Raw genomic sequence first — 25,299 nt, 5'->3', positions numbered from 1 at the left:
GTTCCACGGCGGATGTCGCTATTTAATTCACGCCTGTCGAGCCTGAACCGAAGCTTGTAGGCGACGTCTAACGGCCACCTGTCCTCTGGAGTGCTTGTGATGAAAGTTTGTCTGCTGGGTTTGGCCCTGACGGTGGGTTTGTCGGTTTCTGTGGCGGCTCAGGCGCAGATGCTTCAACCAGGTTTATGGGAACTGACTACAAGCAATATGAAGGTCGACAACCAGAATCTGCCGGACCTGCAATTGATTCTTGGCCAACTGCAAAACCAGATAACCCCAGAACAACGGGCGATGCTGGAAAAGCAGGGCATCACCATGGGCGGAAAGGGTATTCGGGTATGCCTGACTCCGGAGCAGGTCCAGACCAATGATATTCCGCTGCAAGATCCGCAATCTGGGTGCAAGCAGCAGATCACCGATCGCACCGGTAATCAGTGGAAGTTTCGTTTCAGTTGTCCGAAGGCCCAAGGCAATGGGGTCGCGACATTCCAGAGCGATCGGGAATTCACTACGACGGTAAACGGCACGTTCAACGCCACCGGTATTCAGCAGAACGGCAGCCTGGACACTCGCGCCGTGTGGTTGGGGCAGGATTGCGGAACGGTCAAGCCGCGGGCTTGAATCCCCTTCTGGTGTATATCGTTGGGTTGATCTGTGGCAGCAGGGCTCGTGCGCATTGCGAGCAAGCTTTGCTGCCACAGAAGTTTGTTCAACGGCGCTGGCAAATCATGGCCGGCTCAACGCGTCGTACAAAGTATTCAGGTTGTACTCAAACAGACCGATGAAGGTACTGGCCGGTCCGCTGGCCGCGAGCGCATCGGAGTACAGCGTGCCGCCGATGTGCGCACCGCTTTCAGCCGCTATCTGCTTGAGCAGGCGCGCGTCCTTGATGTTCTCCATGAACACGGCTTTTACTTTCGCTTTGCGTATCTGGGTAATCAGCGCCGCGACGTCCGCGGCCGAGGGCTCCCGTTCAGTGGACAGACCCTGCGGCGCCATAAACTCAATGCCATAGGCCTGGCCCAGATAACCGAAAGCATCGTGGGACGTCACAATCTTGCGGTTTCCTGGTGGCAACGCTGCGAGCTTCGCCTTGGCTTCGGCGAGCAGTGCATAGATCTTTTTCAGATACGCCTGACTGTTGCGTTCGTAGTCGGCCTTGTTGGTCGGGTCGGCGGTTTCCAGCGCCTTGGTGATGTTCCTGACGAACAACTCGGCGTTTGCCAGGTTATGCCAGGCATGCGGGTCGGGGACGGTCTCACCCTCTTCATCCAGCGAACGAGGAATAACGCCGCGGCTGGCGCTGATCACTGGTGCGCTGGTTTCGGTACTGGTGACTAGGCGATCCAGCCACGGTTCAAAACCCAGACCATTCTTGATGATCAGTTTGGCGCTGAGCAACGCCTTGGCGTCGTCCGGCGAGGGTTCGTAGGTGTGTGCATCAGCGTCAGGTCCGACCAGGTTGGTGATCTGGATATGCTCGCCGCCGACCTCTTGGGTCATGTCGGAAAGGATGCTGAAGCTGGTCACCACCTGGAGCTTTTCGGCGGCAGATGTGGACAAGGACAGCATCAGACTGAACAGCACGAGCAGAACGCGCATGGGGAAACACCTCATTGGGATGTGAGTAAAGGCGGGCGGCGCAGCAAACCGTGCATCGGACCGAATACCACGGACAGCAGATAAAACGCGCCTGCCACCAGTACGATGGCCGGCCCGCTGGGTAGCGAGAAGTGGAATGACAACAGCAGGCCGAGCCACACCGATAGAGATCCAAGCAGCGCCGCGACTCCCATCAGAACCGGCAAGCGGCGGCTCCAGAATCGTGAAGCAGCAGCAGGCAACATCATCAGGCCTACCACCATCAGCGCGCCGATCGCCTGGAAGCCGATGACCAGGTTCAACACGACCAGGGTCAGAAACACGCCATGGGCCAAAGGGCCTAGCCGGCTGACGGTTTGCAGGAAAAGAGGATCCAGGGTGTCTAGCAACAGCGGTCGGTAAATCAGTGCCATCGCGACCAGGCTGATCCCCGAAACCCAGAGCATGCCGGTGAGCGTCGGGCCATCTACCGCCAGTGCGGAGCCGAACAACAGGTGAAGCAAGTCCAGGCGTTTGCCGGCCATACCGAGAATCAGCACGCCGGCGGCCAGGGAAATGGGATATATCGCCGCCAGGCTGGCGTCTTCCCGCAGGCCGGTGCGACGGGTAATCCAGGCGGCCAACCCGGCCATGCTCAAGCCTGCACCGAGGCCGCCCAGCGTCAGGGCTGGCAAGCTCAGCCCGGCGAACCAGAAACCCAGGGCTGCTCCGGGCAAGATGCCGTGAGCAACGGCGTCGCCGATCAGACTCATCCGTCGCAGAATCAAAAACACTCCAAGCGGTGCCGTGCTGCACGCCAATACCAGGCCGCCCAGTAGTGCCCGGCGCATGAAGACAAATTCCTGAAAGGGTAGCCAGAGGTGGGTGGCCGTGAGCATCAGGCCACCTGCGTGAGGGGTTGTTGGGTAATCAAATCGACACTGCGGCCCAGCGTGCAGCCGGCCTGGCTGACCAGTAATGTATGGGGAATATGTTGGCGCACCGCAGCGAGGTCATGACAAACCACCACCAGGGTGCGGCCTTCGGCGTGCCAGCCATGAAGGTGCTTCCACAATAGCGCCTGACCTTGCTCGTCGAGGGCAGCGTGGGGTTCGTCGAGCAACAGTAGCGGTGCGTCGGTCAGACTCAAGCGGGCGAGAAGGGCGCGTTGCAGCTCGCCTCCCGACAGCGCCATCAACGAGCGGTGCTCCAGGCCATCCAAAGCCCAGTCTTGCAGTACGGCGTTCAATCGATGGCGGCGCATCGCTGGCGTGTGCCTGCTACCCCAGAATCCCGCCGCCACTAGTTCTTGCAAGCTGATTGGAAATTGCCGGTCCAGATGTTGCTGTTGCGCCAGAAACGAGACGCTGCCGCGACGTGGGACATCCAGCGTGACTGTACCGGATAAAGGTTTTTGCAGACCGGCCAGCACTTTCAGCAGGCTGCTTTTACCTGAACCGTTGGCACCGACGATGGCCGTCAGGCTCCCCGCCGGCCGTTCTATATTCAACGGCGGCGTGAGGGGGTGGCCGGGGGCGCCCCAGCGTAAGGCCTGGCAACGAATCACAGTGCCTCCCTGACCCAACGGCTTTGCGCCACGGCGTCATGGGCATGCAGACTTTCGGCGTGAACCACTCGCACATCGAGGGAGGCGATGTCGGGTGATCGCCTCAAAGCCATGCTTAACCGCCTAGCGGCGTCTTCACAGAACATCAGGTTTTGACCGTTGGCGAGCGCGAAGGCTTGTTCGTCTGCCCGTTTCACGGCGGTTTGTACGGCTGTGCCGAGGGCTGCTTCGGCTTCGTTGATGAACGACAGCAGTGGCAACTCGTCGACACTGGCGTTCAGCTTCACATTCACGGTGGCCGTGCTGCGTTGACTGTGGGGCGTGGCGACGATGCCTTGTGATGAGCCTAGCCAAGCCAGGATCCCGGCGTGGTCGAGCGCTTTATTGGCAAAGTCGTCTACAAATTGCTGCTGGATTAATTGACGAGCGAGTGCGGCCGAGCAAGGGCAGGTAGACGAATAGGGAATCTGGATGTTCAGTTCCACGTGGAACACATCATTTTTTAGCTGGGCTTCGATATTGATTGGATAACGCTTCCAGCCAGCCAATGGGCTGACTAGCGCTGGACGCTTGAGCAGCAGATCGGTGCGAATGCCCAGCGAGGCAGCGTGGGATAGGCCTGCGTGACTGTCGAGGAATTGCTGCAGGATCCGGCGCAACAGCCTGGGAGATAGCGCGGTGTTTTCGAGCACCTCGAGTGCCAAGTACAAGCGTGACATATGAATGCCACGGGCTTCACCGTCGTCAAGGCTGACACCGGCATCGGCGATCGCGTTGAGACGCTGACCGTCGATCAATACGGGTACCGCGATGCCGCACATGCCTACCCAATCGAGGGGCAGGGCCTGGCGCGAAGCCTGCGCAGCAACGTCCGGCAGAGTTAACGCATTCATATTCAAGGTCCGTCATAGGCACAAAGCGCACGTTATACTATAACGATATGTGCCGCGAGCACTATTACATGAACGCAGTTTCATTTTGCTCGGGGATGGCTTTCGAACCGTTCCACGTGAAACATCAGCGTGGTGCATCCTGGCAACCGCTTATGCGTCCGCACAAAAATTTCCCAGTGCTACCACCCGAGCTTGAGAAACGATTGATTGTCGTCCAGCCCACGCGCCGGCTGTACCCAACCCAGCTCTCTCCGTCAGAAGCTATCCCGGTAAAGAACGTCAGCTGGCCGTAACGACTAGTGGTTTGCACCCAATAGCGGCGGCCAGTCACTTCAAATCCACGCAGGTAAAGGGTGTTTCCGGCCGTCATGACACTGTAGGCATTGCCTTGCCCATCAACACAAGCCAGTAAATTCGCGCTGCGAGTGCAGTTCGCCAACATAGGGCTTTGGGCTGAGGCTTCCAGCGCCAACAGCAGCATCGGGCTTGCGAATACGAATTTCAGAAAATTGAGCATGTTTTTTATTTCGGACCGGTTGAGCAGCGGAGACTGGTTAAACTCTGTTGTTATACTATAACATTAAAAACGCATAGATCCTGAACCGAACCCAAGCCTGAAGAAAAGAGCCGCGACATGCGTTCAACCGCGTCAGCGCGGCCCGAAGATGAGGATATACCCGGTGCCCAATCGTCTCCCTGTAACCGTGCTGTCCGGATTTCTCGGCGCCGGTAAAAGCACATTGCTCAATTACGTCCTGCGTAATCGCGACAACCTGCGCGTTGCTGTGATCGTCAACGATATGAGCGAGATCAACATCGATGGCAGCGAAGTCCAGCGAGATGTCACCCTAAGCCGGGCTGAAGAGAAACTGGTAGAGATGAGTAACGGCTGCATTTGCTGCACGTTGCGTGAAGACCTGCTGGAAGAGGTAGGCCAGCTCGCCAGGGAAGGCCGCTTCGACTATCTGCTGATCGAGTCCACGGGTATTTCCGAACCCTTGCCGGTGGCGGAAACCTTCACTTTTCGTGATGAACAAGGCCGCAGTCTGGCTGATGTGGCGCGGCTCGACACGATGGTGACGGTGGTCGATGGCGTAAATTTCCTGCTGGATTTCCAGGCTGCCGAAAGCCTCGCTTCACGAGGCGAAACCCTGGGGGAGGAGGATGAGCGTTCTATCACGGATCTGCTGATTGAGCAGATCGAGTTCGCCGATGTGATTCTGATCAGCAAAATCGACTTGATCGGCCGTCACGAACGGGAGGAGTTGATCGCGATTCTGGAACGGCTCAACGCCCAGGCGCATATTATTCCCATGGTCATGGGCCAAGTACCGTTGGAGAAGATCCTCGACACAGGGCTTTTCGACTTTGAACGCGCGGCTCAAGCACCGGGCTGGCTGCAGGAGCTGCGCGGTGAACACGTGCCCGAAACCGAAGAATATGGCATCGCTTCGGCAGCATACCGGGCGCGCCGGCCATTCCATCCCCAGCGCTTTTTCAATTTTATCGACCGTCCGTGGACCAATGGCAAGCTGCTGCGCTCCAAGGGCTTCTTCTGGCTGGCCAGCAAACATGAGGAAGCGGGCAGTTGGTCCCAGGCCGGTGGCTTGATGCGGCATGGATTCGCCGGGCGCTGGTGGCGGTTTGTGCCGAAAAGCCAGTGGCCGCAAGATGAAGAAAGTACCGCAGCCATCCTGAAAAACTGGCTTCCCGCCACTGGTGACTGCCGGCAGGAGCTAGTATTCATCGGCCAGAATATCGACTTCACGCAACTGACCGCCGAACTGGACGCTTGCCTGCTCAGCGACGCGGAAATGGCCCTGGGTGTCGACAGTTGGCGTTTGCTGCCGGACCCGTTCGGCTCCTGGCATGACGAGGTCGCAGCGTGATGCTGGCGCCCAGTCAGAAGCGGGAAGTGCAGGTACGCCAGGCTCAGGGCGATACCCCGCGGATCCTGACGCAAATTCTGGACGACGATACCAATCTAACGGTCTGGCAACGTCAGCTACCGGCGCACATCAGCGATTTTGCGGCAATGGTGCTTTCCATGGATCAGCCCCTGGCCGAATCGCTGGTGATCGATCTACCGCAGGAGGACGCTCAACCGGCCCTGGAAGGTCTCGCCGCAGGCTTTCGCGATCTGCATGGCTATGAAGGCTTCATCGCTGATGTCTCCTGGCTGGTCAGTGCGTTTGCCTGTCTGCTAGGTGCCAGACGTGTCGGCCTGCGCCTGCGAACGCTGGATAAGGCTATGTGCCCGCGCTTTCACGTCGACCATGTGCCGGTACGGCTGATTACCACATACGCCGGCGTTGGCAGCCAGTGGCTAAAAGAAGGCGCAATGGATCGTCGACGCCTGGCGCAACCCGAGGCTGAGCCGGGTGATCCGCGTGCGGTTCAGCAGCTTGCCTGCGGCGATGTGGCGCTGCTCAAAGGCGAGAAGTGGCACGGTAATGAGGGCATGGGCCTGATCCATCGCTCGCCGCAGCTGACGCCGGGGCAGCGTCGATTGATCCTTACTCTGGATTGGCTCGCCTAAGGTTTGAGCCAGTTGCCCTGGCTTTTTCCTTCACAAAACGGCTGCAGATAGGCTGCATCGGTGGCCACGCCGTAATAGTGAATATCCTGGCGGTAAGGCATATTGGCGACTTGGGCGTTGCTGCAGATGCCAAACGCGCCACCAGGGCATTGATCGACGTACTGTACCTCGACTTTTTGTCCGGCAAGGTTTGGCTGGCAGAAGCCGTCGGCGAACAGTTTCTGCGGAATATTGCGGTTCTGCTGGCAGACTTTTACATCGAGCCGTTCTGCCTGGCTATGCACGACACAAGCCTGGGCCAGCGCCTGGTTCGACGTCAGCGCCAATAACAAACAGCCGATTAACCGCATATTCACCTCCATCGAAAGCCGCCGATTATGCTGCAGAACATCCCCACCCACGTCATCGCAGGCCCTTTGGGTGCTGGCAAGACCAGTCTGATCAAGCAATTGCTGGCGCAGCGCCCGGCGAATGAGCGCTGGGCGGTGCTGATCAACGAGTTTGGTCAAATCGGCCTGGACGCGGCGTTACTGACCCAGACTGCCGATGGTATCGCACTGGGCGAAGTGGCCGGGGGGTGTTTGTGTTGCGTCAACGGCGCGCCATTTCAGATCGGCCTCGCTCGGTTACTGCGCAAGGCGCGCCCGGATCGACTGTTTATCGAGCCCTCCGGGCTGGGTCATCCGGCGCAGCTGATGCGGCAACTGAACGAAGCGCCATGGCTCGGCGTGCTGGCGGTTCAGCCTTGCGTGTTGGTGCTGGATGCCCGCGCGATGGCGGATGGCACGCCGTTGCCCGATGCGCAGCGACAAACCCTGGACAATGCCGGGTTGCTGGTGCTGAACAAATCCGAACACCTGAGCGAAACCGAACGCCTCGCCGTTGCTGCGCAACTGCCAGAGATTGCGCTGTACTGGACCCGACAGGCAGCGTTGCCGATCAATCGACTGCCAGGTCTTGCGGCTCGCGGAAGCGGGGTTGTGGATAACGTGAATCTACCCAAGGGCGTGGGACAGATGTCGGCCGTCTGGAGCGACCCGACATCGCCCATCTGCCTGCATCAGCGACAGGACGGCGGCTGGAGTATTGGCTGGCGCTGGCATCCGAGTCAGCGACTGGACACGGTGACACTGACGCGCTGGCTGCAAGGCTGGGGCTGGAAACGGGCGAAGATGGTTATCCACAGCGCCGATGGCTGGGTTTCAGCCAATGCGCTGGAGGGCGCGACGCTGCAGTGGCAGGCCAGCGAGTGGCGCCAGGACTCACGGATCGAATTGATTTTTGGTGAACCTCAAGACGTGGCAGCGCTACAAGCCGGTCTGGCGAATTGTCGGTGCCCGTGAGTCAGCCTTGCTTCAAGGCTTCCACTTGTTATGTTCCTGGCGCCACTGACTCAATTCGATGACTTCGGCCCTGGGCCTGGTCTGGACCGGTTCGATCGGTGTCGGCGCTGCCTCTTCGAACGGCATTGGGTAGGGCGCCAGCTCGATTTGCGCGCTGTGAGCCCCGAACTGGGTAATGGTGCCCGAATGGCGCGATTCACCCGTGACGGTGAATTCGAAGTTATAGATACGGGCCAGGCGCCGGCGTCCGCTGGCGTCTTTGACGAACCCGATTTTTTTCAGCGCCACGTTGCCGTCCAGCAGCTCGATCTTGAGGTTGGCGCAATGTTGCATGACCCTCGCCAACGCCCGTTCGCGCAAGCCATGGTTGTGCCACAGCCAGGCGCCGGCGGTGGCCAATAGCATCAGCACGAAAATATTTCCAAGGGTCAGCATGAACGAAGTGCTCCTACAAGTTGCTGTCAGCTTAACTGTGTCCCCGGTCTGTCGTACAGGTTGCGTTTAGTCGCATACTGCGCGGCTTGAATTTCATTCGTTTTACGGACACATCCCGCATGAAACGTACCCCTCATCTGCTTGCCATCCAGTCCCATGTGGTGTTTGGTCACGCCGGTAACAGCGCTTCAGTCTTTCCGATGCAACGGGTTGGGGTGAACGTCTGGCCGCTCAACACCGTGCAATTTTCCAATCACACTCAGTACGGACAGTGGACCGGCGACGTGCTTGCCTCTGAGCAGATACCGGCATTGGTGGAGGGCATCGCAGCAATCGGCGAGCTGGGCAATTGTGATGCGGTGCTCTCCGGTTACCTGGGCAGCGCCGCCCAAGGACGGGCGATTCTGGCCGGGGTGACGCGGATCAAGGCGTGCAATCCCAAGGCGATCTATTTGTGTGATCCGGTCATGGGGCATCCGGAGAAGGGTTGCATCGTGGCGCCCGAGGTGAGCGATTTCCTTTTGGAAGAAGCTGCTTGCGTGGCGGACATCATGTGCCCGAACCAACTGGAGCTGGACAGTTTTTCGGGACGCAAGGCGCAGTCGCTGTTGGACTGCCTGGCCATGGCCCGTTCGCTGTTGGCCCGCGGGCCCAAGGCCGTGCTGGTCAAGCATCTGGCCTATCCCGGCAAGCCGCAGGACAGCTTCGAAATGTTGTTGGTGACCGCCGACGGTAGCTGGCATCTGCGCCGGCCGTTACTGGCTTTCCCTCGCCAGCCGGTGGGCGTGGGCGATCTGACGTCGGGGCTGTTCCTGGCGCGGGTGTTGCTGGGGGACAGCCTGGTGGCGGCGCTCGAATTCACTGCTGCAGCCGTGCATGAAGTACTGCTGGAAACCCAGGCGTGTGCCAGTTACGAGTTGGAACTGGTACGCGCCCAGGACCGGATTGTCCATCCTCGGGTAAGGTTCGAGGCGGTTCCGATTACTCTCTGATCAACGTGAATCGCTGCGGGAACGACCTTGCTCGTGACGGGCGCGCTCGGTCTATCGGTTAAGGCCCGTCCGCCTTGATTGCCTGATACCGCCTCTCCAGCTCCTGGCGAATCTGCCGACGCTGCTGGGCTTGTTCGTAACGGCGTTTTGCTTCGCTGTTCTGCGGTTGCAATGGCGGGACGGCGGCGGGTTTTCTCTGGTCGTCCACCGCAACCATGGTGAAGAAGCAGCTGTTGGTGTGGCGCACCGAGCGTTCACGAATGTTTTCCGTCACGACCTTGATGCCCACTTCCATTGACGTGTTACCGGTGTAATTCACCGACGCCAGAAACGTCACCAGTTCGCCGACATGAATCGGCTCGCGAAAAATCACCTGGTCAACCGACAGCGTCACTACATAGCGTCCGGCGTAACGGCTGGCGCAGGCGTAGGCGACTTCGTCGAGGTATTTGAGCAAGGTGCCGCCGTGGACATTGCCAGAGAAGTTGGCCATATCGGGGGTCATCAACACCGTCATCGACAGCTGGGCGTTTCCGGGTTCCATAACGTACTCACGGTTCAAGGCAGCAATTTCGGGGAGGGCACCTCTGCGGGTGCTGGAAGGTTTTTCAAACCACCGATATCGGGACGCTGCGCCTGTGGTTGCCGTCACGCCCCGGCGGATCTGTTTCCATATATTGCACTGTCTTTTTGTCGGAAGTCGCGGTGTTACCCTTCAAAAGCCCCTTGCGGGGGTATTTCCTACAAAGGAAACGGACTTATCCAGCTCTGTGATGGGTCATTTGAACAGGGAGCCCCACCATGCATGCCATCAGCTTTATTCAAGACCTGGCAATCATCATGATGGCAGCGGGGCTGGTCACCGTACTCTTTCACCGTTTCAAACAACCGGTGGTGCTGGGTTACATCGTTGCCGGCTTCATCATCGGCCCGCATACGCCGCCGTTCGGTTTCATCCACGACGAAGATACGATCAGGACCCTGGCCGAGTTGGGGGTCATCTTCCTCATGTTTTATCTGGGGCTGGAGTTCAGCCTGCGCAAGTTGTTCAAGGTGGGCGCCACGGCGTTCATCGCGGCGTTCCTCGAAATTGTCTTGATGATCTGGATCGGCTACGAAATCGGGCGCTGGTTCGACTGGAACACCATGGATTCGTTGTTCCTCGGGGCAATCCTGGCCATCTCCTCGACCACCATCATCGTCAAAGCCCTCAATGACCTGAAGATGAAGAACGAGCGCTTTGCGCAGTTGATCTTTGGGGTCTTGATCGTCGAAGACATCCTGGGCATAGGCATTATCGCCTTGCTGTCGAGTATCGCTGTCAGCGGTACGGTCAGCTCCGGCGAGGTGTTTTCCACGGTCGGAAAATTGTCGTTATTCATGATTGTCGCCCTGGTGATCGGCATTTTGCTGGTGCCGAGACTGCTGGCTTACGTGGCGAAGTTCGACAGCGACGAGATGTTGCTGATCACCGTGCTGGGCCTGTGTTTCGGCTTTTGCCTGCTGGTGGTAAAGCTGGAATACAGCATGGTATTGGGAGCGTTTCTGATCGGCGCGATCATGGCCGAGTCGCGACAGTTGCTGAAAATCGAGCGGCTGGTGGAGCCGGTGCGTGACCTGTTCAGCGCGATTTTCTTCGTGGCCATCGGCCTGATGCTCGATCCGGTCATATTGCTCCAATACGCTTGGCCGATTGCAGTGATCACCGCCGCAGTGGTGTTGGGCAAGATGCTGTCCTGCGGCCTCGGTGCCTTTATTGCTGGCAACGACGGGCGCACTTCACTGCGAGTCGGGATGGGCCTTTCACAGATCGGCGAATTTTCCTTCATCATCGCGTCGCTGGGGATGACCCTGCAGGTCACCAGCGATTTCCTTTATCCGGTAGCAGTCGCGGTTTCGGTACTGACTACTCTGCTGACGCCTTACCTGATCCGGGCCGCCGACCCTTTATCGGTCAGGCTGGCTGCCGTCATGCCACAACGGTTGTCGCGAGTGCTGGGGATGTATGGCGAGTGGCTGCGCAGCATTCAACCCCAAGGGGAGGGCGCGCTGGTGGCCGCCATGATCCGGCGGATTTTGCTGCAGGTGGGCGTCAACTTGGCGCTGGTCATCGCGATTTTTATCGCCGGTGGCTACTTTGCCGAACAGATGTCGGCTTATCTGCAAGCCTGGATCAGCGACCCGAGTTGGCAGAAAGCGCTGATCTGGGGCGGGGCGTTGTTGTTGTCGCTGCCGTTTTTGATTGCCGCGTATCGCAAGCTCAAGGCGTTGTCGATGCTGCTGGCGGAGATGGGCGTGAAGCCGGAGATGGCCGGCCGCCACACCCAGCGCGTGCGTCGGGTGATCGCCGAAGTGATCCCGATTCTCTCGCTGCTGATGATTTTCCTGCTCTTGGCAGCCTTGTCGGCCAGCATTCTGCCGACCAACAAGTTGCTCGTACTGATCGCCGTGGTAGCGACTGCCGTGGCGGCACTGCTCTGGCGCTGGTTCATTCGCCTGCATACGCGGATGCAGGTGGCTTTGCTGGAAACCCTGGACAATCACAAGGAATCATCCGGGCATTGACCGGCGGCGGGTACCCGGCGGATCAGCTCTCCAGCCAGACGTCCCGGGCCCAGTGCCAGACCGATTCCCAGGTTTCTTCGGCAATCAGCTCTTCTTCGGCTTGCCACAGCACCACGGTCCCGTCTTCTTCGACGCAGTAATAGTCGTCGCCGTCCTGGCAGATCGGGATCAGGCTACGGTCGACACCGGCATCCCAGGCATTGGCGGCCACATCTGGCAGATAGGTGTGGGACTGCGGGTCGGTGACGGTGACGGGCTCCAGGCTGCCGTAGACGACATCGCTGACCGTCAGTAAAAACTCTCTGAACACGAATGGAATGTCGATGAACAACTGCTCTTCGATTTCCACCAGCAAGTCTTCATCAGGCAACTCAAGTGGAACCGGTACAGGTTCGTTGGCTTCACGCAGTTGTTCGATAATTTCTTCCACGTCCGGGGATCCTCTTTCTCATGGCGCGGTTTATATGGAGCGGTTTATACAGTAGCTCGCAATAGATGCAATCGCGAAATAGAAAACCCCGGCCTGGGCCGGGGTTTTATTTCAACATAAGAAACGCGAGTGAGGATCAGCTGTTCTGGCGGATACCGGCCACCAGCCAAGGCTGGTTTTCGCCTTGAGGACGTTCCATGTTCCAGCTTTCGCTGAACGCTTCGCCCTTGTCGAAGCGCGAGTCCTTCGACACACCGTTGAAGGTCAGGGTGGCGATGGTCTTGTCGGCGCGATCATCGACGCCGTCCAGTTGTACTTGCAGATTGTCGATGTAGGTCGACTGGAAGCCATCACCCAGTTCGGCCCGCTCGCGCTTGAGGAATTCCAGCAGTTGCGGGGTCACGAACTCAGAGATCTTGTCCATTTCGTTCGCATCCCAGTGTTGCTGCAGGGACATGAAATGGTTGCGCGCAGCTTCGATGAAGCGCTCTTCGTTGAACCAGGCTGGCGCGTTGATCACCGGACGAGCAGCCACGGGAGCTGCCGAACCGCCGAAGATCGAACCGCCGGCAGGCTGCTGGTCGAACGTTTCACGCTGCATCGGCGCATGACCGGCGGGAGCGAGTTGCTCCTGTTGCTTGCGACGACGGGCGGCAATGAAGCGGAAGACCAGGAAGGCGATGACCGCCATGATCAGGATGTCGAAGATCTGCATGCCCTGGAAGCCGTCGCCCATGAACATGGAGGCGAGCAGACCACCGGCGGCGATGCCGGCCAGGGGGCCGAGCCAGCGCGAAGCACCGCTGGCCTTGGTGGCGGCGCCAGCCGCACCGGCCGCGCCCGCGGTAGCCGCGGTAGAGCCGGCCGCAGAGGACGGTGCCATCTGGCTGGTCTGGTGGGTCGGGGCAGCGCCCGAGCTTTTACCACCGCCAAAGCGTTTGGCGGCATTGGCGTCGATGGCCATCGTCAGGCCGATGCACAACGCCATGGCGATGCTAAGAAAACGTTTCATATAAGGGCATTCCCATTTGTGGATAGCACGCGCGCCATGTTGCACAGGTGAACTGTTGCTGGCTAGCGACAGAGTGTTTCGGGCTTTTGCGTGACAGGTGAGGTTCAGGTTCAGCCTGCGCAAGAGGGCTTGTTCGCTTTGGGCTGTAGGAAAAGGTAATAAGTTCGGTCGGAAACTAATGAGGGATGGGAGAGATACCTGTGGGAGTAAGGCTTGCCCGTGATAGCGATCGGTCTGACGCATCTGTGTCGATTGTGCCACCGCCTCGCGGGCAAGCCTTGCTCCCACTGCAAGGTACTTCTTACGAAATCTCTAGATCGCTTCCAACTTGGCGTACCCCAGCATCAGCCACTTGCTGCCTTCACTGAAGTTCACCTGGACCCGGGCCTGGGCGCCGGCGCCTTCGAAGTTGAGGATCACCCCATCGCCGAACACCGAGTGCCGCACGGTCTGGCCGAGACTGAAGCCAGTTTCCGGGATGTCGCTGCCGCCAAACAGACTGCTGGAGCTCTGTTGCTGGCCGCCGCCGAACGGACGGCTGACGCTGTTGGACAGCCGCACTTCCTGAATCAGGCCTTTGGGCACTTCACGTACGAAGCGCGACACTTTGTTGTAGGTTTCGCTGCCGTACAGGCGCCGGGTCTCGGCATACGTCAGCACCAGGTTCTGCATGGCGCGGGTGATGCCAACGTAGGCCAGGCGCCGCTCTTCTTCCAGGCGTCCCGGTTCTTCCAGGCTCATCTTGTGCGGGAACAGGCCCTCTTCCATCCCCACCAGGAACACGTAGGGGAATTCCAGGCCCTTGGCACTGTGCAGGGTCATCAACTGGATGCTGTCTTCATGCTCGTCGGCCTGGGTGTCGCCGGCCTCCAGAGAGGCATGACCGAGGAAGGCCGACAGTGGCGAAAGTTCTTCGTCTTCCTCGGTGTTCTCGAAGTTGCGTGCGGCGCTGACCAGTTCCTCAAGGTTTTCCACTCGGGCCTGACCTTTCTCGCCCTTTTCCGCTTCGTGGTAGGCAATCAGGCCGGACTGCTCGATAACGGTCTGGGCCATCAAATGCAGCGGCATGTCGGTGCACTTGGCGGCCAGGTCTTCGATCAGGTCCATGAACGCCTTCAGCGCACCGGCAGCGCGACCGGTTACGCCTTTGTTGGTAACCAGCAGGCACATGGCTTCCCACATGGACACATGACTGTGGCGCGCATGGTCGCGAATCGCTTCGACGGTTTTCTCGCCAATGCCCCGAGTCGGTACGTTGATCACCCGCTCCAGGGCCGCGTCGTTGCCGCGCCCTTCGAGCAGGCGCAGATAGGCCATGGCGTTCTTGATTTCGGCGCGCTCGAAGAAGCGCTGGCCGCCATAGATGCGGTAGGGGATGCGTTCGCGCAACAAGGCTTCTTCCAACACCCGCGACTGGGCGTTGGAGCGATACAGGATGGCGATGTCACTGCGGGCCAGGCCAGTTTTCAGCGCGCTCTCGATGGTTTCCACCACGTAGCGGGCTTCATCGTGTTCGTTGAAGGCGGCATAGAGGTTGATCGCTTCGCCTTCGCTGCCGTCGGTCCACAGCTCCTTGCCCAGGCGCCCGGTGTTGTTGGCGATCAGGGCGTTGGCGGCTTTGAGGATGCCGGCGGTGGAGCGGTAGTTCTGTTCCAGGCGGATCACTTGGGCGTCAGGAAAGTCCGCCGAGTATTGATGAATATTCTCGATTTTGGCGCCGCGCCAGCCGTAGATCGACTGGTCGTCGTCGCCCACGACCATCAGGCTGTCGCCGCCCTTGGCCAGCAGGCGCAACCAGGCGTATTGCACGGCGTTGGTGTCCTGGAACTCGTCCACCAACACATGCCGGAAGCGCTTCTGGTAATGCGCCAGCAGGCCTGGGTGATCGCGCCACAGGTCCAGTGCGCGCAGTAGCAGTTCGGAGAAGTCGATCACGCCAGCCCGCTGGCACGCCGCCTCGTAGGCTTCGTAGATGCTGCGCATGGTCGCCAGGAACAGATCGCCGCTGGCCTGGATGTGTTGCGGACGCAGGCCTTCGTCTTTCTGGCCGTTGATGAACCACTGGGCCTGACGGGCCGGCCAGCGTTGCTCGTCCAGACCCAGCTCGCGGATCACCCGCTTGACCAGACGTTGTTGGTCGTCACTGTCTAGAATCTGGAACGTCTGGCTCAGGCCGGCTTCCTGCCAATGCGCCCGTAACAAGCGGTGCGCCAGGCCGTGGAAGGTGCCGACCCACATGCCGGCGGGGTTGATGCCCATCAGTTGCTCGATGCGATGGCGCATCTCGGCAGCAGCCTTGTTGGTGAAAGTCACCGACAGGACCGAATGGGGCGAGGCGTTCTCAACCTGGATCAACCAGGCGATACGGTGTACCAGCACTCGGGTCTTGCCGGAGCCGGCACCGGCCAGGACTAACTGTCGACCCACGGAGGCAGCTACGGCCTGGCGTTGGGCATCGTTGAGGGAGTTCAGCAGAAGGGAGAGATCATCGCGCATCAGGGCATTCTAGGGTGCGGCGGCACCTCGGGCAAACCGAGCTTTACGCCAGCCGATAAAAGACGGGTCGGTGATGACCGGCTGGTCATGGGCCACAGGCATTGGCGGCGCTCGCTTGAAGGCCATGCGACCCAATGAAATAGCGACTTTTTCAGCATTTTTATGAGCTTGGGCAGTGTGGGATGGCCGTTGCCTTGTGTATGCTCGCTGCATGTTTCGGGTTCTCCATGCTCCACTGAATAAGAACAAGAACAGTGCCTATGACCCTAAATTCCGATCTGGCGGGCCCCTGTGTGGAGCCACGGATCATCTGCAAGCAGTACGCCACGGAAATGGCGGTCGAACGCACAAGGCTGTTGTATCAGGGTTCGCTGCTGCCCACGCTGTTCATGCTCGTCAACGGCCTGGTTTGCGCCGCGTTGTTGTGGGGACCTTCGCGTCATTTTCAGGTCAGTGTGTGGCTGGTCTGGTTGCTGTCGCTGGTGGCACTGCGAGTTATTCAGGTCGCGGCCTTCGATTCGGCGATACCCAGCCGGCAGGCGCACCCGATATGGTTGCGAATGTTTTTGCTCGGCTCGGCGATGACCGGCCTGACATTGGCCGCGGCGGGCGTCGCCCTGGTTCCGACTGACAGCTTCGAGCAACAAGCCTGGGTATTCGGCCTGATAGGCGCAGCGACCCTGTCGGCCAGCGTTGCCTATGCCGTGAGCCTTCCGGCATTTTTGTCCTTTACCTTACCGTGCCTGTTGCCGGCCATCGGTTATCTCTTCTGGGGCGGTGATGAGCAGCAGCGCGGATGGGGCTGGCTCGGGCTGGTCGTACTGGTCTCACTCAGCGTGGTCGCCTGGCAGGTCAACCGGTTGATCCAAAATGGCATGCTGCGAAGGTTTCAGAATCAGGCGCTGATCGAGCATTTGCAGCAGGCTCAAGCCCGTAGTGCGCAGCTCAACGAGGCGCTTGGTCGGGAAGTTGAACAACGCCGCTGCGCCGAGGAAAAATTGCGCACAGCCCAGGTTGGGCTGGAAGCGCGCGTGGTACAGCGCAGCCTCGAGCTGGAGGCGACCAGCCAGGCTCTGAGCAAGAGCGAAGCCCGTCTTGACCTGGCACTCAAGGCCAGTGAGTTGGGGTTGTGGGACTGGAACCTGCAGACCGACGAAGTCCATCACACCCAGCTCAAGGAACTGTTCGGCCTGGAGCCTGAGTACATCACAGCGATGCTCAGTCACCTGACCCCGCGCCTGCATCCTCAAGACCTGCCCGCCCTCAAACGCGCCCTCGTAGAGCATCTTAAAGGCCGCAGTGAGGACTATCAGATCGAATACCGCGTACGTCACGGCGATGGCCATTGGGTCTGGATCGAAGACCGCGGTCGGGCCGTGGAGCGCAGCCCCAGTGGTCGAGTGCTGCGCATGGTCGGTACCCGGCGAGACATCAGCACCCGTAAAGAACTCGAGCAACAGCGCCAATTGGCTGCCACGGTTTTCGAGGCCGCCAGCGAAGGCATTGTGATTTTTGACCCGCATTACGCGCTGCTGGCGGCCAACCAGGCCTTCACGCGGGTCACCGGTTTTAATATCGATGACATGCTGGGACGCAATGTCGTTGATCTGCCATGCAGTCGTGATGCTCGCCGGCACTACCCGGTCATTCGCCAGGCGCTCAAGCAGCACGGTACCTGGCAGGGAGAGTTGGTGGAGGCTCGGGCCAATGGCGAATTGTATCCGCAATGGCTGCAACTGAACGTGGTGCGCGATGCTCGGGGAAATGTAAGCCATATCGTAGGCTTCTTCGCCGATCTTTCGGCCAGGCGCGAATCCGAAGAGCGAATGCGTTACCTGACCCATTACGACGAGCTCACGGGGCTGGCGAACCGCTCGCTGTTTCGCGAGCGCCTGCACGAAGCCCACCAGCGGGTGCGTCAGGGCGGACGACGCAGCCTGGCATTGCTGCATATCGACCTGGATCGTTTCAAACTCCTCAACGATAGCCTCGGTCATGATGTTGCCGACCAGTTGTTGCAGAAGATGGCCCGCCGCCTGATCAATGCGTTGCCCGAAGCGGACACCATCGCCCGCTTGTCCGGCGATGAGTTCGGGGTGCTGTTCGACGCCTACGGCAATCTTTCCAGCCTGGCGCGGGTGGCGACCCGATTGTCTGCCAAGCTGCGTCTGCCGCTCACTATCGAGGGCCACGAACTGGTGGTCAGTGCCTCGATCGGCATCAGCATGTTGCCGGACAACGCGCGGGAAATCTCTACGCTGGTCAGCCAGGCGAACATGGCCATGCAACATGCCAAGCACTTGGGCGGCAACAATTTCCAGTTCTATACCGACAGCCTTCAGGCCAGCACGCTTGAGCGTCTGCAATTGGAGAATCAGCTGCGCAAGGCTCTGGAAGAACAGCAATTGAAGGTTTTTTATCAGCCCAAATTATGCCTGACGACCGGTCGCCTGAATGCCGCCGAGGCGCTGGTACGCTGGGATCATCCGGTCATGGGCAGGGTCCCGCCGGGGGATTTCATCAGCCTGGCCGAAGAGACCGGGCTGATCGGGCCGATCGGCGAGTTCGTGTTGCGTCAGGCCTGTTGGCAGGCATGCCAATGGCAGCGTGAGGGGCTGGCGCCGATCAGGGTGTCGGTCAACCTGTCGGTGCATCAGTTGCGCCAGGGCAAGCTGGTCAGCCTGGTTCGGCAAGTGCTGGAAGAAACCGGTCTGGCGCCGCAATACCTGGAACTGGAGCTGACTGAAAGCCAGTTGCTCGACAGCGTTGAGCACATCATCGCGACGTTCCAGCAATTGCGCGACCTCGGGGTCAAGCTGGCGATCGATGACTTTGGCACCCGGCTATTCCTCCCTGAGCTACCTCAAGCGCATCCCGGTGGATTACGTGAAAATCGACCAAGCGTTCATTCGAGGGTTGAAGGAGGGTAGCGAAGACGCGGCCATTACCCGGGCAATCATTGCAATGGCCCATGGGTTGTCGCTCAAAGTGGTGGCCGAAGGCGTCGAACGGCCAGAGCAGCTCGAATTTCTCAAAGCCGAACAATGTGATGAGGTTCAGGGCTACCTCATCAGCCGTCCGGTTGAGGCCGAAGGCTTGGCTGCATTGTTATGGGCTAATAAAGATGATTTATAGCGCGCTGTTGCTACATGGCGTGCATGCGGCATGAAACCGGGAGATTGAGTTCGCATTGGGCGGGCAAAAAGCCAACTCTTGTAGTATAACTACAAACTTGCTACATCCCGGCACCTGCCAATAACAAGAGTCCAGTCCCTTGAACCTGTTGCAACACATCGCCCAGTCACGCCATCTGCTGCGCAAGTCGGAGCTGAAAGTCGCCGATCACGTATTGCTTGATCCTGCGGCCGTGATGCACAGCTCCATGGCCGATCTTGCCCACAGCGTAGGCATCAGCGAACCGACCATTGTGCGTTTCTGCCGAGCCATCGGTTGCTCGGGTTTTCAGGACCTGAAACTCAAGCTGGCGCAAAGTCTGGCCGCGGGTGCGAGCTTCGGTCAGTTTGCCATCCATGAAGACGATTCGGTCGCCGACTACAGCCTGAAAATCTTCGACACGACGCTGCACACGCTGATGGAGGTTCGCGAGAAACTCGATCCGGTGGCCTTGCAGAAAGCCGTCACAGCCATGTCTCAGGCTCAGCGCGTCGAGTTTTATGGCTTTGGTGCTTCGGGCGCGGTAGCGGCGGATGCCCAGCACAAGTTTTTCCGTTTGCTGCTCACGGCGGCGGCCTATTCCGACCCGCACATGCAGGCGATGTCGGCGGTCACGTTGAAACCCACTGACGTGGCGATCTGCATTTCCCAGTCGGGGCGCTCCAAAGACTTGTTGATCACCGCCAACCTGGTGCGCGAAAGCGGCGCCTCGCTGATCACCTTGTGTCCCAGCCAGACGCCACTGGCGGAGCTCTCGACGGTGAACCTGGCTATCGATGTGCATGAAGACACGGAAATCTACACGCCGCTCACCTCACGCATCGCCCATCTGGTGGTCATTGACGTGCTGGCGATGGGCGTGGCCATGGCGCGTGGCCCAAGTCTGGTCAATCACCTCAAGAGCGTGAAACGCAGCCTGCGTAGCTTGCGGCTGTCACCCAAGTCGGTGAAGGCGCTGGATGACTGACCGCTGGTCTTGAAGTTGGGGGCACAAAGGTTCATTTGTCCCGAATTCATCGTTCTGTAACGCTCGCGCCGCCAAATCGTCATCCCGCGCCTTCATCGTAAAGCTCCCGTATACGTCTTGGGAGTCTCGACATGACCCAGTCCTACGAAGAACGCAGCGCCGTCAAAACCCGTCGTCAGCAGGAAGACCAGCGCCGCATGGCGTTCCGTCGTGCCATCGAAGACCGCTGTGAGCAGCGCCAGCTGCTGGCCGAAATCAGCGAGTTTCCGGATGCAGCAGAATTCAACTATTGGCAGGCAACACCGGCGGCTTCCCGTCGAAACGACCAACCAGGCCAATGATCTGAGCACGTTCGCCGCGAACGAACGCCAGGAAGGCGTGGGCCACCGGAGACAAGCGTTTCGCCTTGGCTTGTACCAGGCACCAACTGCGGTATAGCGGCAGCTCCTCCACCGGCAGCTCGATGAGTGCGCCGGATGTCAGCTCCCGGCTCGCGGCGTGGCGTGTCAACAGCGCCACGCCCAGCCCCGCCAGCACGCATTCGCGTTGGGCCTCCGCCGACGCCACTTCCAGTGTCTGGGTGAAATGCACCCGTTTCTCCTTGAAATACTCCTCACAGGCCAGCCGCGTGCCTGACCCCGGCTCGCGCAGCAGCAGTGTATACGGCTCAAGGTCCTGCAAGCGCAGCGGGCCCATATGGCATAGCGGGTGGTCGGGCGGCGCCACGGCGACGATCGGATTATTGAGAAAAGGCAGGAATTCCAGGCCCATGTCCTGAGGCACCATGGACATGATCACCAGATCGTCCCGGTTGTCCGAGAGCCTTCGAATCACTTGGCCGCGATTGACCACCGTGAGGTTGAGGTTGACCTCCGGATGCTGGCGCTTGAAGGCGGCGAACAGGTGCGGCACGAAGTACTTGGCGCTGGATTCCACCGCCAGCTTCAGTTGGCCTTGCAGCGAGCCCTGCATGTCCGACAACTGCATGTCGAGGTTTTCCAGGCGCCCAAAGATGTCCCGGCTGGCGCGCTGAAGGGCTTCGGCGGCTTCGGTCATGTAGAGTTTTTTGCCAACGTACTCGAACAGCGGCTGGCCAATCAGCTCCTCAAGTGACCGAATCTGTAGGCTAACGGCCGGTTGTGTGAGAGACATTTCGTCGGCTGCGCGGCTGTAGGACCTCAGGTCGCACACCTCGTTGAAAATTTGCAGTTGACGCAATGTCATACGCATCAATGACTTACGCATTTTCTATAGGCTCTGGGTCGGGGCGGATGAGTCAACTATAAGTCTTTGCTTATGCGTGACCCAATAAATATTCATTTTTGTTAATCCCCAGCCAGGGCTAGTGTGGTGCTGCGACCGATTGTTACATCTGGTCACGCGTCGACCTGAACCTCCCAGGTCGTGGTATCACCGGCTCAAGGGAACCTCCAATTGATAACAAAGATCCTGATCGCCAACCGTGGTGAGATTGCCGTCCGCATCGTGCGCGCTTGCGCCGAGATGGGCATTCGCTCGGTCGCGGTCTATTCCGACGCGGACCGCCATGCGTTGCATGTCAAGCGTGCGGACGAGGCCCACAGCATCGGCGCCGATCCGCTGGCCGGCTACCTCAACCCGCGCAAACTGGTGAACCTGGCCGTGGAAACCGGCTGCGATGCGCTGCATCCCGGTTACGGTTTTCTTTCGGAAAACGCCGAGCTGGCGGACATCTGCGCCGAGCGCGGAATCAAATTCATCGGCCCGTCGGCTGAAGTCATTCGCCGCATGGGCGACAAGACCGAAGCGCGGCGCAGCATGATCAAGGCCGGCGTGCCGGTCACGCCGGGCACTGAAGGCAACGTATCGGGCATCGAAGAGGCCCTGACCGAAGGCGACCGCATTGGTTACCCGGTGATGCTCAAGGCTACGTCCGGTGGCGGCGGTCGGGGTATCCGCCGTTGCAACAGCCGCGAAGAACTCGAACAGGCTTTCCCTCGGGTCATTTCCGAAGCTACCAAGGCCTTCGGTTCGGCAGAAGTGTTCCTGGAAAAGTGCATCGTCAATCCCAAGCACATCGAAGCGCAGATCCTGGGTGACAGTTTTGGCAACGTGGTGCATCTGTTCGAGCGTGATTGCTCTATCCAGCGTCGTAACCAAAAGCTGATCGAGATCGCCCCCAGCCCGCAACTGACGCCTGAGCAACGTGCCTACATCGGTGACCTATCGGTGCGCGCCGCCAAGGCCGTGGGCTACGAAAATGCTGGCACCGTGGAGTTCCTGCTCGCCGAGGGCGAGGTGTACTTCATGGAGATGAATACCCGGGTGCAGGTGGAACACACCATCACCGAAGAAATCACCGGCATCGACATTGTTCGCGAACAGATCCGCATCGCCTCCGGGTTGCCGCTGTCGGTCAAGCAGGAAGACATCCATCACCGTGGCTTCGCGCTGCAGTTCCGGATCAACGCCGAAGACCCGAAAAACAACTTCCTGCCCAGTTTCGGCAAGATCACCCGTTACTACGCCCCCGGCGGCCCGGGCGTGCGCACCGACACAGCGATCTATACCGGCTACACCATTCCGCCATTCTACGATTCGATGTGCCTGAAACTGGTGGTCTGGGCGTTGACCTGGGAAGAGGCAATGGACCGTGGCCTGCGGGCCCTGGACGACATGCGCCTGCAGGGGGTCAAGACCACCGCGGCGTATTACCAGGAAATCCTGCGCAACCCGGAATTCCGTAGTGGCCAGTTCAATACCAGCTTCGTTGAAAGCCATCCTGAGCTGACCAACTACTCGATCAAGCGCAAACCCGAAGAGCTGGCCCTGGCCATCGCCGCCGCCATTGCCGCCCACGCAGGCCTGTAAGGAAATACAACCATGTCCAAGAAGATCTTTGTTACCGACACAATCCTGCGCGACGCCCACCAATCGCTGCTCGCCACGCGCATGCGCACCGAGGACATGCTGCCGATCTGCGACAAGCTCGACAAAGTCGGCTATTGGTCGCTGGAAGTCTGGGGCGGCGCGACATTCGACGCCTGCGTGCGCTTCCTGAAGGAAGACCCGTGGGAGCGTTTGCGCCAACTGCGCGCGGCGCTGCCCAACACTCGCCTGCAAATGCTCCTGCGCGGCCAGAACCTGCTGGGCTATCGCCATTACAGCGATGACGTGGTCAAGGCATTCGTGGCCAAGGCTGCGGTCAACGGTATCGATGTGTTCCGTATTTTCGATGCGATGAACGACGTGCGTAACCTGCGGGTCGCCATCGAGGCGGTGAAGGCCTCTGGCAAGCATGCCCAGGGCACCATCGCCTACACCACCAGCCCGGTACACACCATCGAAGCCTTCGTGGCCCAGGCCAAGCAAATGGAAGCCATGGGTTGCGACTCGGTGGCAATCAAGGACATGGCCGGCTTGCTGACCCCTTATGCCACTGGCGAGCTGGTGAAAGCGCTGAAGACCGAGCAATCGTTGCCGGTGTTCATCCATTCCCATGACACCGCTGGCCTGGCCGCGATGTGTCAGCTCAAGGCAATTGAAAACGGCGCCGATCACATCGACACCGCAATCTCCAGCTTCGCCTGGGGCACCAGCCATCCGGGCACCGAATCGATGGTTGCGGCCCTTAAGGGCAGCGAGTTCGACACCGGCCTGAACCTGGAATTGCTGCAGGAAATCGGCCTGTATTTCTATGCGGTGCGCAAGAAGTATCACCAGTTCGAAAGCGAGTTCACCGCGGTAGACACCCGGGTGCAAGTGAACCAGGTGCCGGGCGGGATGATTTCCAACCTGGCCAACCAGCTCAAAGAGCAGGGCGCGTTAAACCGTATGAACGAGGTGCTGGCTGAGATTCCGCGAGTGCGCGAAGACCTTGGCTTCCCGCCGCTGGTGACCCCGACCTCGCAGATCGTCGGCACCCAGGCGTTTTTCAACGTGCTGGCCGGTGAGCGCTACAAGACCATCACCAACGAGGTGAAGCTCTATTTGCAGGGCGGCTACGGCAAGGCTCCGGGTTCGGTGAATGAGAAGCTGCGCCGCCAGGCCATCGGCAGCGAAGACGTGATCGATGTGCGTCCGGCCGACCTGCTCAAGCCGGAAATGACCAAGCTGCGTGGCGAAATCGGCGCACTGGCCAAATCCGAAGAAGACGTACTGACCTACGCCATGTTCCCGGACATCGGACGCAAGTTCCTCGAAGAGCGCGAAGCCGGCACCCTGACCCCGGAAGTGCTGCTGCCAATCCCTGAGGCGGGCAGTGTGAGTTCGGCGGGCGGCGAAGGCGTGCCGACCGAGTTCGTCATCGACGTTCACGGCGAAACCTACCGCGTCGACATCACCGGAGTGGGCGTCAAGGCTGAAGGCAAGCGTCACTTCTACCTGTCCATCGATGGCATGCCCGAAGAGGTCGTGTTCGAACCGCTCAATGAGTTTGTCAGCGGCGGCAGCAGCAAGCGCAAGCAAGCCACTGCGCCGGGTCATGTCAGCACCACCATGCCGGGCAACATCGTCGATGTGCTGGTCAAGGAGGGCGACGTGGTGAAGGCCGGCCAAGCGGTGCTGATCACCGAAGCCATGAAGATGGAAACCGAAGTACAGGCGGCCATCGCCGGCAAGGTCACCGCGATTCATGTAGCCAAGGGCGACCGGGTCAACCCGGGCGAGATCCTGATCGAGATCGAAGGCTGAGCTAACAGCCTCGATACAACCGTTTAACCTCGGGGGGGCATGTGCTCCCCTTTTTTTTGCCTTGTCAGAACATCATTTTAGGGTTCCGCCCTGACGGCGGCTCACTTTTGAGAATCCGGAAGCCGGCCCAGGCAAAAGTAAGCAAGACGCTCATGCCCCACCACTCGGTGCCGAGCCTAGGCTCGGCATGCCTGAACGGAGGCATTACTCCGTGGGCCCACTTCACAACGCCTTCGTTCAGCCAGCGTGGTTAACGGGGCGCCGAGATCAACGTCCACCCCGAGGCGTCCTTATAGCCGACCTGGTTCTTGGTGGGATCGCATTTCTCCTGTGGGAGCGGGCTTGCTCGCGAAGGCGGTGTCACAGTCGATGAAGATGTTGGATGGGCCGGCCTCTTCGCGAGCAAGCCCGCTCCCACAGTGGTTCTGTGTTGGGTATGAATTTTGTGTCCGCTGAAGATCGAATGTGGGAGCGAGCCTGCTCGCGATGGCGGTGGTTCAGTCACATGGATGTTGTGCTTGCTGGCCTCTTCGCGAGCAAGCCCGCTCCCACAGTGGTTCTGTGTTGGGTATGAATTTTGTGTCCACTGAAGATCGAATGTGGGAGCGAGCCTGCTCGCGATGGCGGTGGTTCA

Annotated in this window: 22 protein-coding genes and 1 pseudogene; 11 read left to right on the top strand and 12 right to left on the bottom strand. The window is 59.6% G+C overall.

The genetic code is table 11. From position 1 onward, the window contains the following. The first annotated feature begins 99 nt into the window (after nt 1-99). Entirely contained in the window at nt 100-621 is a 522-nt protein-coding gene (locus tag PSH57_RS28860) for a DUF3617 domain-containing protein (RefSeq protein WP_305387000.1), read from the top strand. A 105-nt stretch (nt 622-726) separates the two neighbouring features. On the opposite strand, the gene PSH57_RS28855 is transcribed toward PSH57_RS28860, so the two are convergent. From PSH57_RS28855 to PSH57_RS28835, 5 genes are all read right to left on the bottom strand, one after another. After that, nucleotides 727-1,602 (bottom strand): metal ABC transporter substrate-binding protein, encoded by an 876-nt coding sequence (locus PSH57_RS28855; protein ID WP_305386999.1) that lies wholly within the window; start codon nt 1,600-1,602, stop codon nt 727-729. An 11-nt stretch (nt 1,603-1,613) separates the two neighbouring features. Continuing rightward, nucleotides 1,614-2,480: a metal ABC transporter permease gene (locus tag PSH57_RS28850; RefSeq protein ID WP_305416251.1), complete on the bottom strand. Its 867-nt coding sequence runs from the start codon at nt 2,478-2,480 to the stop codon at nt 1,614-1,616. After that, nucleotides 2,480-3,148 (bottom strand): metal ABC transporter ATP-binding protein, encoded by a 669-nt coding sequence (locus tag PSH57_RS28845; RefSeq protein WP_305386997.1) that lies wholly within the window; start codon nt 3,146-3,148, stop codon nt 2,480-2,482. Before PSH57_RS28845 ends, PSH57_RS28850 begins: the two co-directional genes overlap by 1 nt. Beyond that, complete coding sequence (gene folE2 / locus PSH57_RS28840; RefSeq protein WP_305386995.1) at nt 3,145-4,041, bottom strand: GTP cyclohydrolase FolE2; 897 nt, start codon at nt 4,039-4,041, stop codon at nt 3,145-3,147. Before folE2 ends, PSH57_RS28845 begins: the two co-directional genes overlap by 4 nt. Before the next feature lie 124 nt (nt 4,042-4,165). Beyond that, a complete protein-coding gene (locus tag PSH57_RS28835) occupies nt 4,166-4,558 on the bottom strand; it encodes a glutamine synthetase (protein ID WP_305386993.1) in 393 nt (130 codons plus the stop codon). A gap of 163 nt (nt 4,559-4,721) precedes the next feature. Here PSH57_RS28835 and zigA point away from each other — a divergent pair, with 163 nt between their 5' ends. Both zigA and PSH57_RS28825 read left to right on the top strand, forming a co-directional pair. Further along, on the top strand, nt 4,722-5,930 hold the full coding sequence (zigA, locus tag PSH57_RS28830; RefSeq protein WP_305386991.1) for a zinc metallochaperone GTPase ZigA: 1,209 nt from the start codon (nt 4,722-4,724) through the stop codon (nt 5,928-5,930). Further along, nucleotides 5,930-6,580: a DUF1826 domain-containing protein gene (locus tag PSH57_RS28825; RefSeq protein ID WP_305386990.1), complete on the top strand. Its 651-nt coding sequence runs from the start codon at nt 5,930-5,932 to the stop codon at nt 6,578-6,580. The genes zigA and PSH57_RS28825 overlap by 1 nt, the downstream gene beginning before the upstream one ends. Here PSH57_RS28825 and PSH57_RS28820 read toward each other — a convergent pair. Continuing rightward, complete coding sequence (locus tag PSH57_RS28820) at nt 6,577-6,930, bottom strand: NADH:ubiquinone oxidoreductase (protein WP_256229549.1); 354 nt, start codon at nt 6,928-6,930, stop codon at nt 6,577-6,579. The genes PSH57_RS28825 and PSH57_RS28820 overlap by 4 nt on opposite strands. Nucleotides 6,931-6,957: 27 nt before the next feature. Between PSH57_RS28820 and PSH57_RS28815 the strand changes: the two genes are divergently transcribed. Beyond that, complete coding sequence (locus PSH57_RS28815) at nt 6,958-7,923, top strand: CobW family GTP-binding protein (protein ID WP_305386989.1); 966 nt, start codon at nt 6,958-6,960, stop codon at nt 7,921-7,923. 12 nt (nt 7,924-7,935) lie between these two features. On the opposite strand, the gene PSH57_RS28810 is transcribed toward PSH57_RS28815, so the two are convergent. Beyond that, entirely contained in the window at nt 7,936-8,358 is a 423-nt protein-coding gene (locus tag PSH57_RS28810; protein WP_305386988.1) for a DUF3301 domain-containing protein, read from the bottom strand. Nucleotides 8,359-8,477: 119 nt separating this feature from the next. Between PSH57_RS28810 and pdxY the strand changes: the two genes are divergently transcribed. Further along, entirely contained in the window at nt 8,478-9,350 is an 873-nt protein-coding gene (gene pdxY, locus PSH57_RS28805) for a pyridoxal kinase PdxY (RefSeq protein WP_305386987.1), read from the top strand. Nucleotides 9,351-9,408: 58 nt separating this feature from the next. Here pdxY and PSH57_RS28800 read toward each other — a convergent pair whose 3' ends face one another. After that, nucleotides 9,409-9,894 carry an acyl-CoA thioesterase gene (locus PSH57_RS28800; RefSeq protein WP_305386986.1) on the bottom strand — a complete coding sequence of 162 codons (486 nt, stop codon included), beginning with the start codon at nt 9,892-9,894 and terminating at the stop codon, nt 9,409-9,411. A gap of 257 nt (nt 9,895-10,151) precedes the next feature. Between PSH57_RS28800 and PSH57_RS28795 the strand changes: the two genes are divergently transcribed. Beyond that, a complete protein-coding gene (locus PSH57_RS28795) occupies nt 10,152-11,915 on the top strand; it encodes a cation:proton antiporter (protein WP_305386985.1) in 1,764 nt (587 codons plus the stop codon). 22 nt (nt 11,916-11,937) lie between these two features. Here PSH57_RS28795 and PSH57_RS28790 read toward each other — a convergent pair whose 3' ends face one another. The 3 genes from PSH57_RS28790 to uvrD all read right to left on the bottom strand — a co-directional run bounded on the left by PSH57_RS28790 (nt 11,938) and on the right by uvrD (nt 15,853). Beyond that, complete coding sequence (locus PSH57_RS28790) at nt 11,938-12,345, bottom strand: SMI1/KNR4 family protein (protein ID WP_003187120.1); 408 nt, start codon at nt 12,343-12,345, stop codon at nt 11,938-11,940. A gap of 136 nt (nt 12,346-12,481) precedes the next feature. After that, nucleotides 12,482-13,357 carry a Tim44 domain-containing protein gene (locus tag PSH57_RS28785; RefSeq protein WP_305386984.1) on the bottom strand — a complete coding sequence of 292 codons (876 nt, stop codon included), beginning with the start codon at nt 13,355-13,357 and terminating at the stop codon, nt 12,482-12,484. 312 nt (nt 13,358-13,669) lie between these two features. Next, on the bottom strand, nt 13,670-15,853 hold the full coding sequence (uvrD, locus tag PSH57_RS28780) for a DNA helicase II (protein WP_305386982.1): 2,184 nt from the start codon (nt 15,851-15,853) through the stop codon (nt 13,670-13,672). Between the two features lie 260 nt (nt 15,854-16,113). On the opposite strand from uvrD, the pseudogene PSH57_RS28775 reads away from it, so the two are divergent. From PSH57_RS28775 to PSH57_RS28765, 3 genes and pseudogenes are all read left to right on the top strand, one after another. After that, nucleotides 16,114-18,988: pseudogene (locus PSH57_RS28775) on the top strand (putative bifunctional diguanylate cyclase/phosphodiesterase). A gap of 139 nt (nt 18,989-19,127) precedes the next feature. Next, a complete protein-coding gene (gene hexR, locus PSH57_RS28770; RefSeq protein WP_003187110.1) occupies nt 19,128-19,994 on the top strand; it encodes a transcriptional regulator HexR in 867 nt (288 codons plus the stop codon). A gap of 131 nt (nt 19,995-20,125) precedes the next feature. Further along, nucleotides 20,126-20,335: a PA3496 family putative envelope integrity protein gene (locus PSH57_RS28765; protein ID WP_256229540.1), complete on the top strand. Its 210-nt coding sequence runs from the start codon at nt 20,126-20,128 to the stop codon at nt 20,333-20,335. On the opposite strand, the gene PSH57_RS28760 is transcribed toward PSH57_RS28765, so the two are convergent. Beyond that, the gene (locus PSH57_RS28760; RefSeq protein ID WP_305386979.1) at nt 20,277-21,239 is read right to left on the bottom strand and encodes a LysR family transcriptional regulator; all 963 of its coding nucleotides are present in this window, start codon (nt 21,237-21,239) and stop codon (nt 20,277-20,279) included. The genes PSH57_RS28765 and PSH57_RS28760 overlap by 59 nt on opposite strands. A gap of 189 nt (nt 21,240-21,428) precedes the next feature. Between PSH57_RS28760 and PSH57_RS28755 the strand changes: the two genes are divergently transcribed. Further along, nucleotides 21,429-22,844: an acetyl-CoA carboxylase biotin carboxylase subunit gene (locus tag PSH57_RS28755; protein WP_047226699.1), complete on the top strand. Its 1,416-nt coding sequence runs from the start codon at nt 21,429-21,431 to the stop codon at nt 22,842-22,844. Nucleotides 22,845-22,856: 12 nt separating this feature from the next. Next, nucleotides 22,857-24,665: a sodium-extruding oxaloacetate decarboxylase subunit alpha gene (gene oadA, locus PSH57_RS28750; protein ID WP_305386977.1), complete on the top strand. Its 1,809-nt coding sequence runs from the start codon at nt 22,857-22,859 to the stop codon at nt 24,663-24,665. Nucleotides 24,666-25,299: the final 634 nt, after the last annotated feature.

Origin of the sequence: Pseudomonas hefeiensis, assembly GCF_030687835.1 — a bacterium.
GTDB lineage: Bacteria > Pseudomonadota > Gammaproteobacteria > Pseudomonadales > Pseudomonadaceae > Aquipseudomonas > Aquipseudomonas hefeiensis.
The sequence above is the reverse complement of the archived record's forward strand: the minus strand, read 5'-3'. Positions and strand labels throughout refer to the sequence as shown.

Bases quoted from the DNA above. Each gene is read 5' to 3' on its own strand.
- PSH57_RS28850 (WP_305416251.1), bottom strand. From the start codon at position 2,480: ATGCTCACGGCCACCCACCTCTGGCTACCCTTTCAGGAATTTGTCTTC.
- uvrD (WP_305386982.1), bottom strand. From the start codon at position 15,853: ATGCGCGATGATCTCTCCCTTCTGCTGAACTCCCTCAACGATGCCCAA.
- PSH57_RS28810 (WP_305386988.1), bottom strand. From the start codon at position 8,358: ATGCTGACCCTTGGAAATATTTTCGTGCTGATGCTATTGGCCACCGCC.
- PSH57_RS28860 (WP_305387000.1), top strand. From the start codon at position 100: ATGAAAGTTTGTCTGCTGGGTTTGGCCCTGACGGTGGGTTTGTCGGTT.
- PSH57_RS28815 (WP_305386989.1), top strand. From the start codon at position 6,958: ATGCTGCAGAACATCCCCACCCACGTCATCGCAGGCCCTTTGGGTGCT.
- folE2 (WP_305386995.1), bottom strand. From the start codon at position 4,041: ATGAATGCGTTAACTCTGCCGGACGTTGCTGCGCAGGCTTCGCGCCAG.
- PSH57_RS28835 (WP_305386993.1), bottom strand. From the start codon at position 4,558: ATGCTCAATTTTCTGAAATTCGTATTCGCAAGCCCGATGCTGCTGTTG.
- PSH57_RS28795 (WP_305386985.1), top strand. From the start codon at position 10,152: ATGCATGCCATCAGCTTTATTCAAGACCTGGCAATCATCATGATGGCA.
- oadA (WP_305386977.1), top strand. From the start codon at position 22,857: ATGTCCAAGAAGATCTTTGTTACCGACACAATCCTGCGCGACGCCCAC.
- PSH57_RS28825 (WP_305386990.1), top strand. From the start codon at position 5,930: ATGCTGGCGCCCAGTCAGAAGCGGGAAGTGCAGGTACGCCAGGCTCAG.
- pdxY (WP_305386987.1), top strand. From the start codon at position 8,478: ATGAAACGTACCCCTCATCTGCTTGCCATCCAGTCCCATGTGGTGTTT.
- PSH57_RS28855 (WP_305386999.1), bottom strand. From the start codon at position 1,602: ATGCGCGTTCTGCTCGTGCTGTTCAGTCTGATGCTGTCCTTGTCCACA.
- PSH57_RS28760 (WP_305386979.1), bottom strand. From the start codon at position 21,239: ATGCGTAAGTCATTGATGCGTATGACATTGCGTCAACTGCAAATTTTC.
- PSH57_RS28785 (WP_305386984.1), bottom strand. From the start codon at position 13,357: ATGAAACGTTTTCTTAGCATCGCCATGGCGTTGTGCATCGGCCTGACG.
- PSH57_RS28820 (WP_256229549.1), bottom strand. From the start codon at position 6,930: ATGCGGTTAATCGGCTGTTTGTTATTGGCGCTGACGTCGAACCAGGCG.
- PSH57_RS28765 (WP_256229540.1), top strand. From the start codon at position 20,126: ATGACCCAGTCCTACGAAGAACGCAGCGCCGTCAAAACCCGTCGTCAG.
- PSH57_RS28800 (WP_305386986.1), bottom strand. From the start codon at position 9,894: ATGGAACCCGGAAACGCCCAGCTGTCGATGACGGTGTTGATGACCCCC.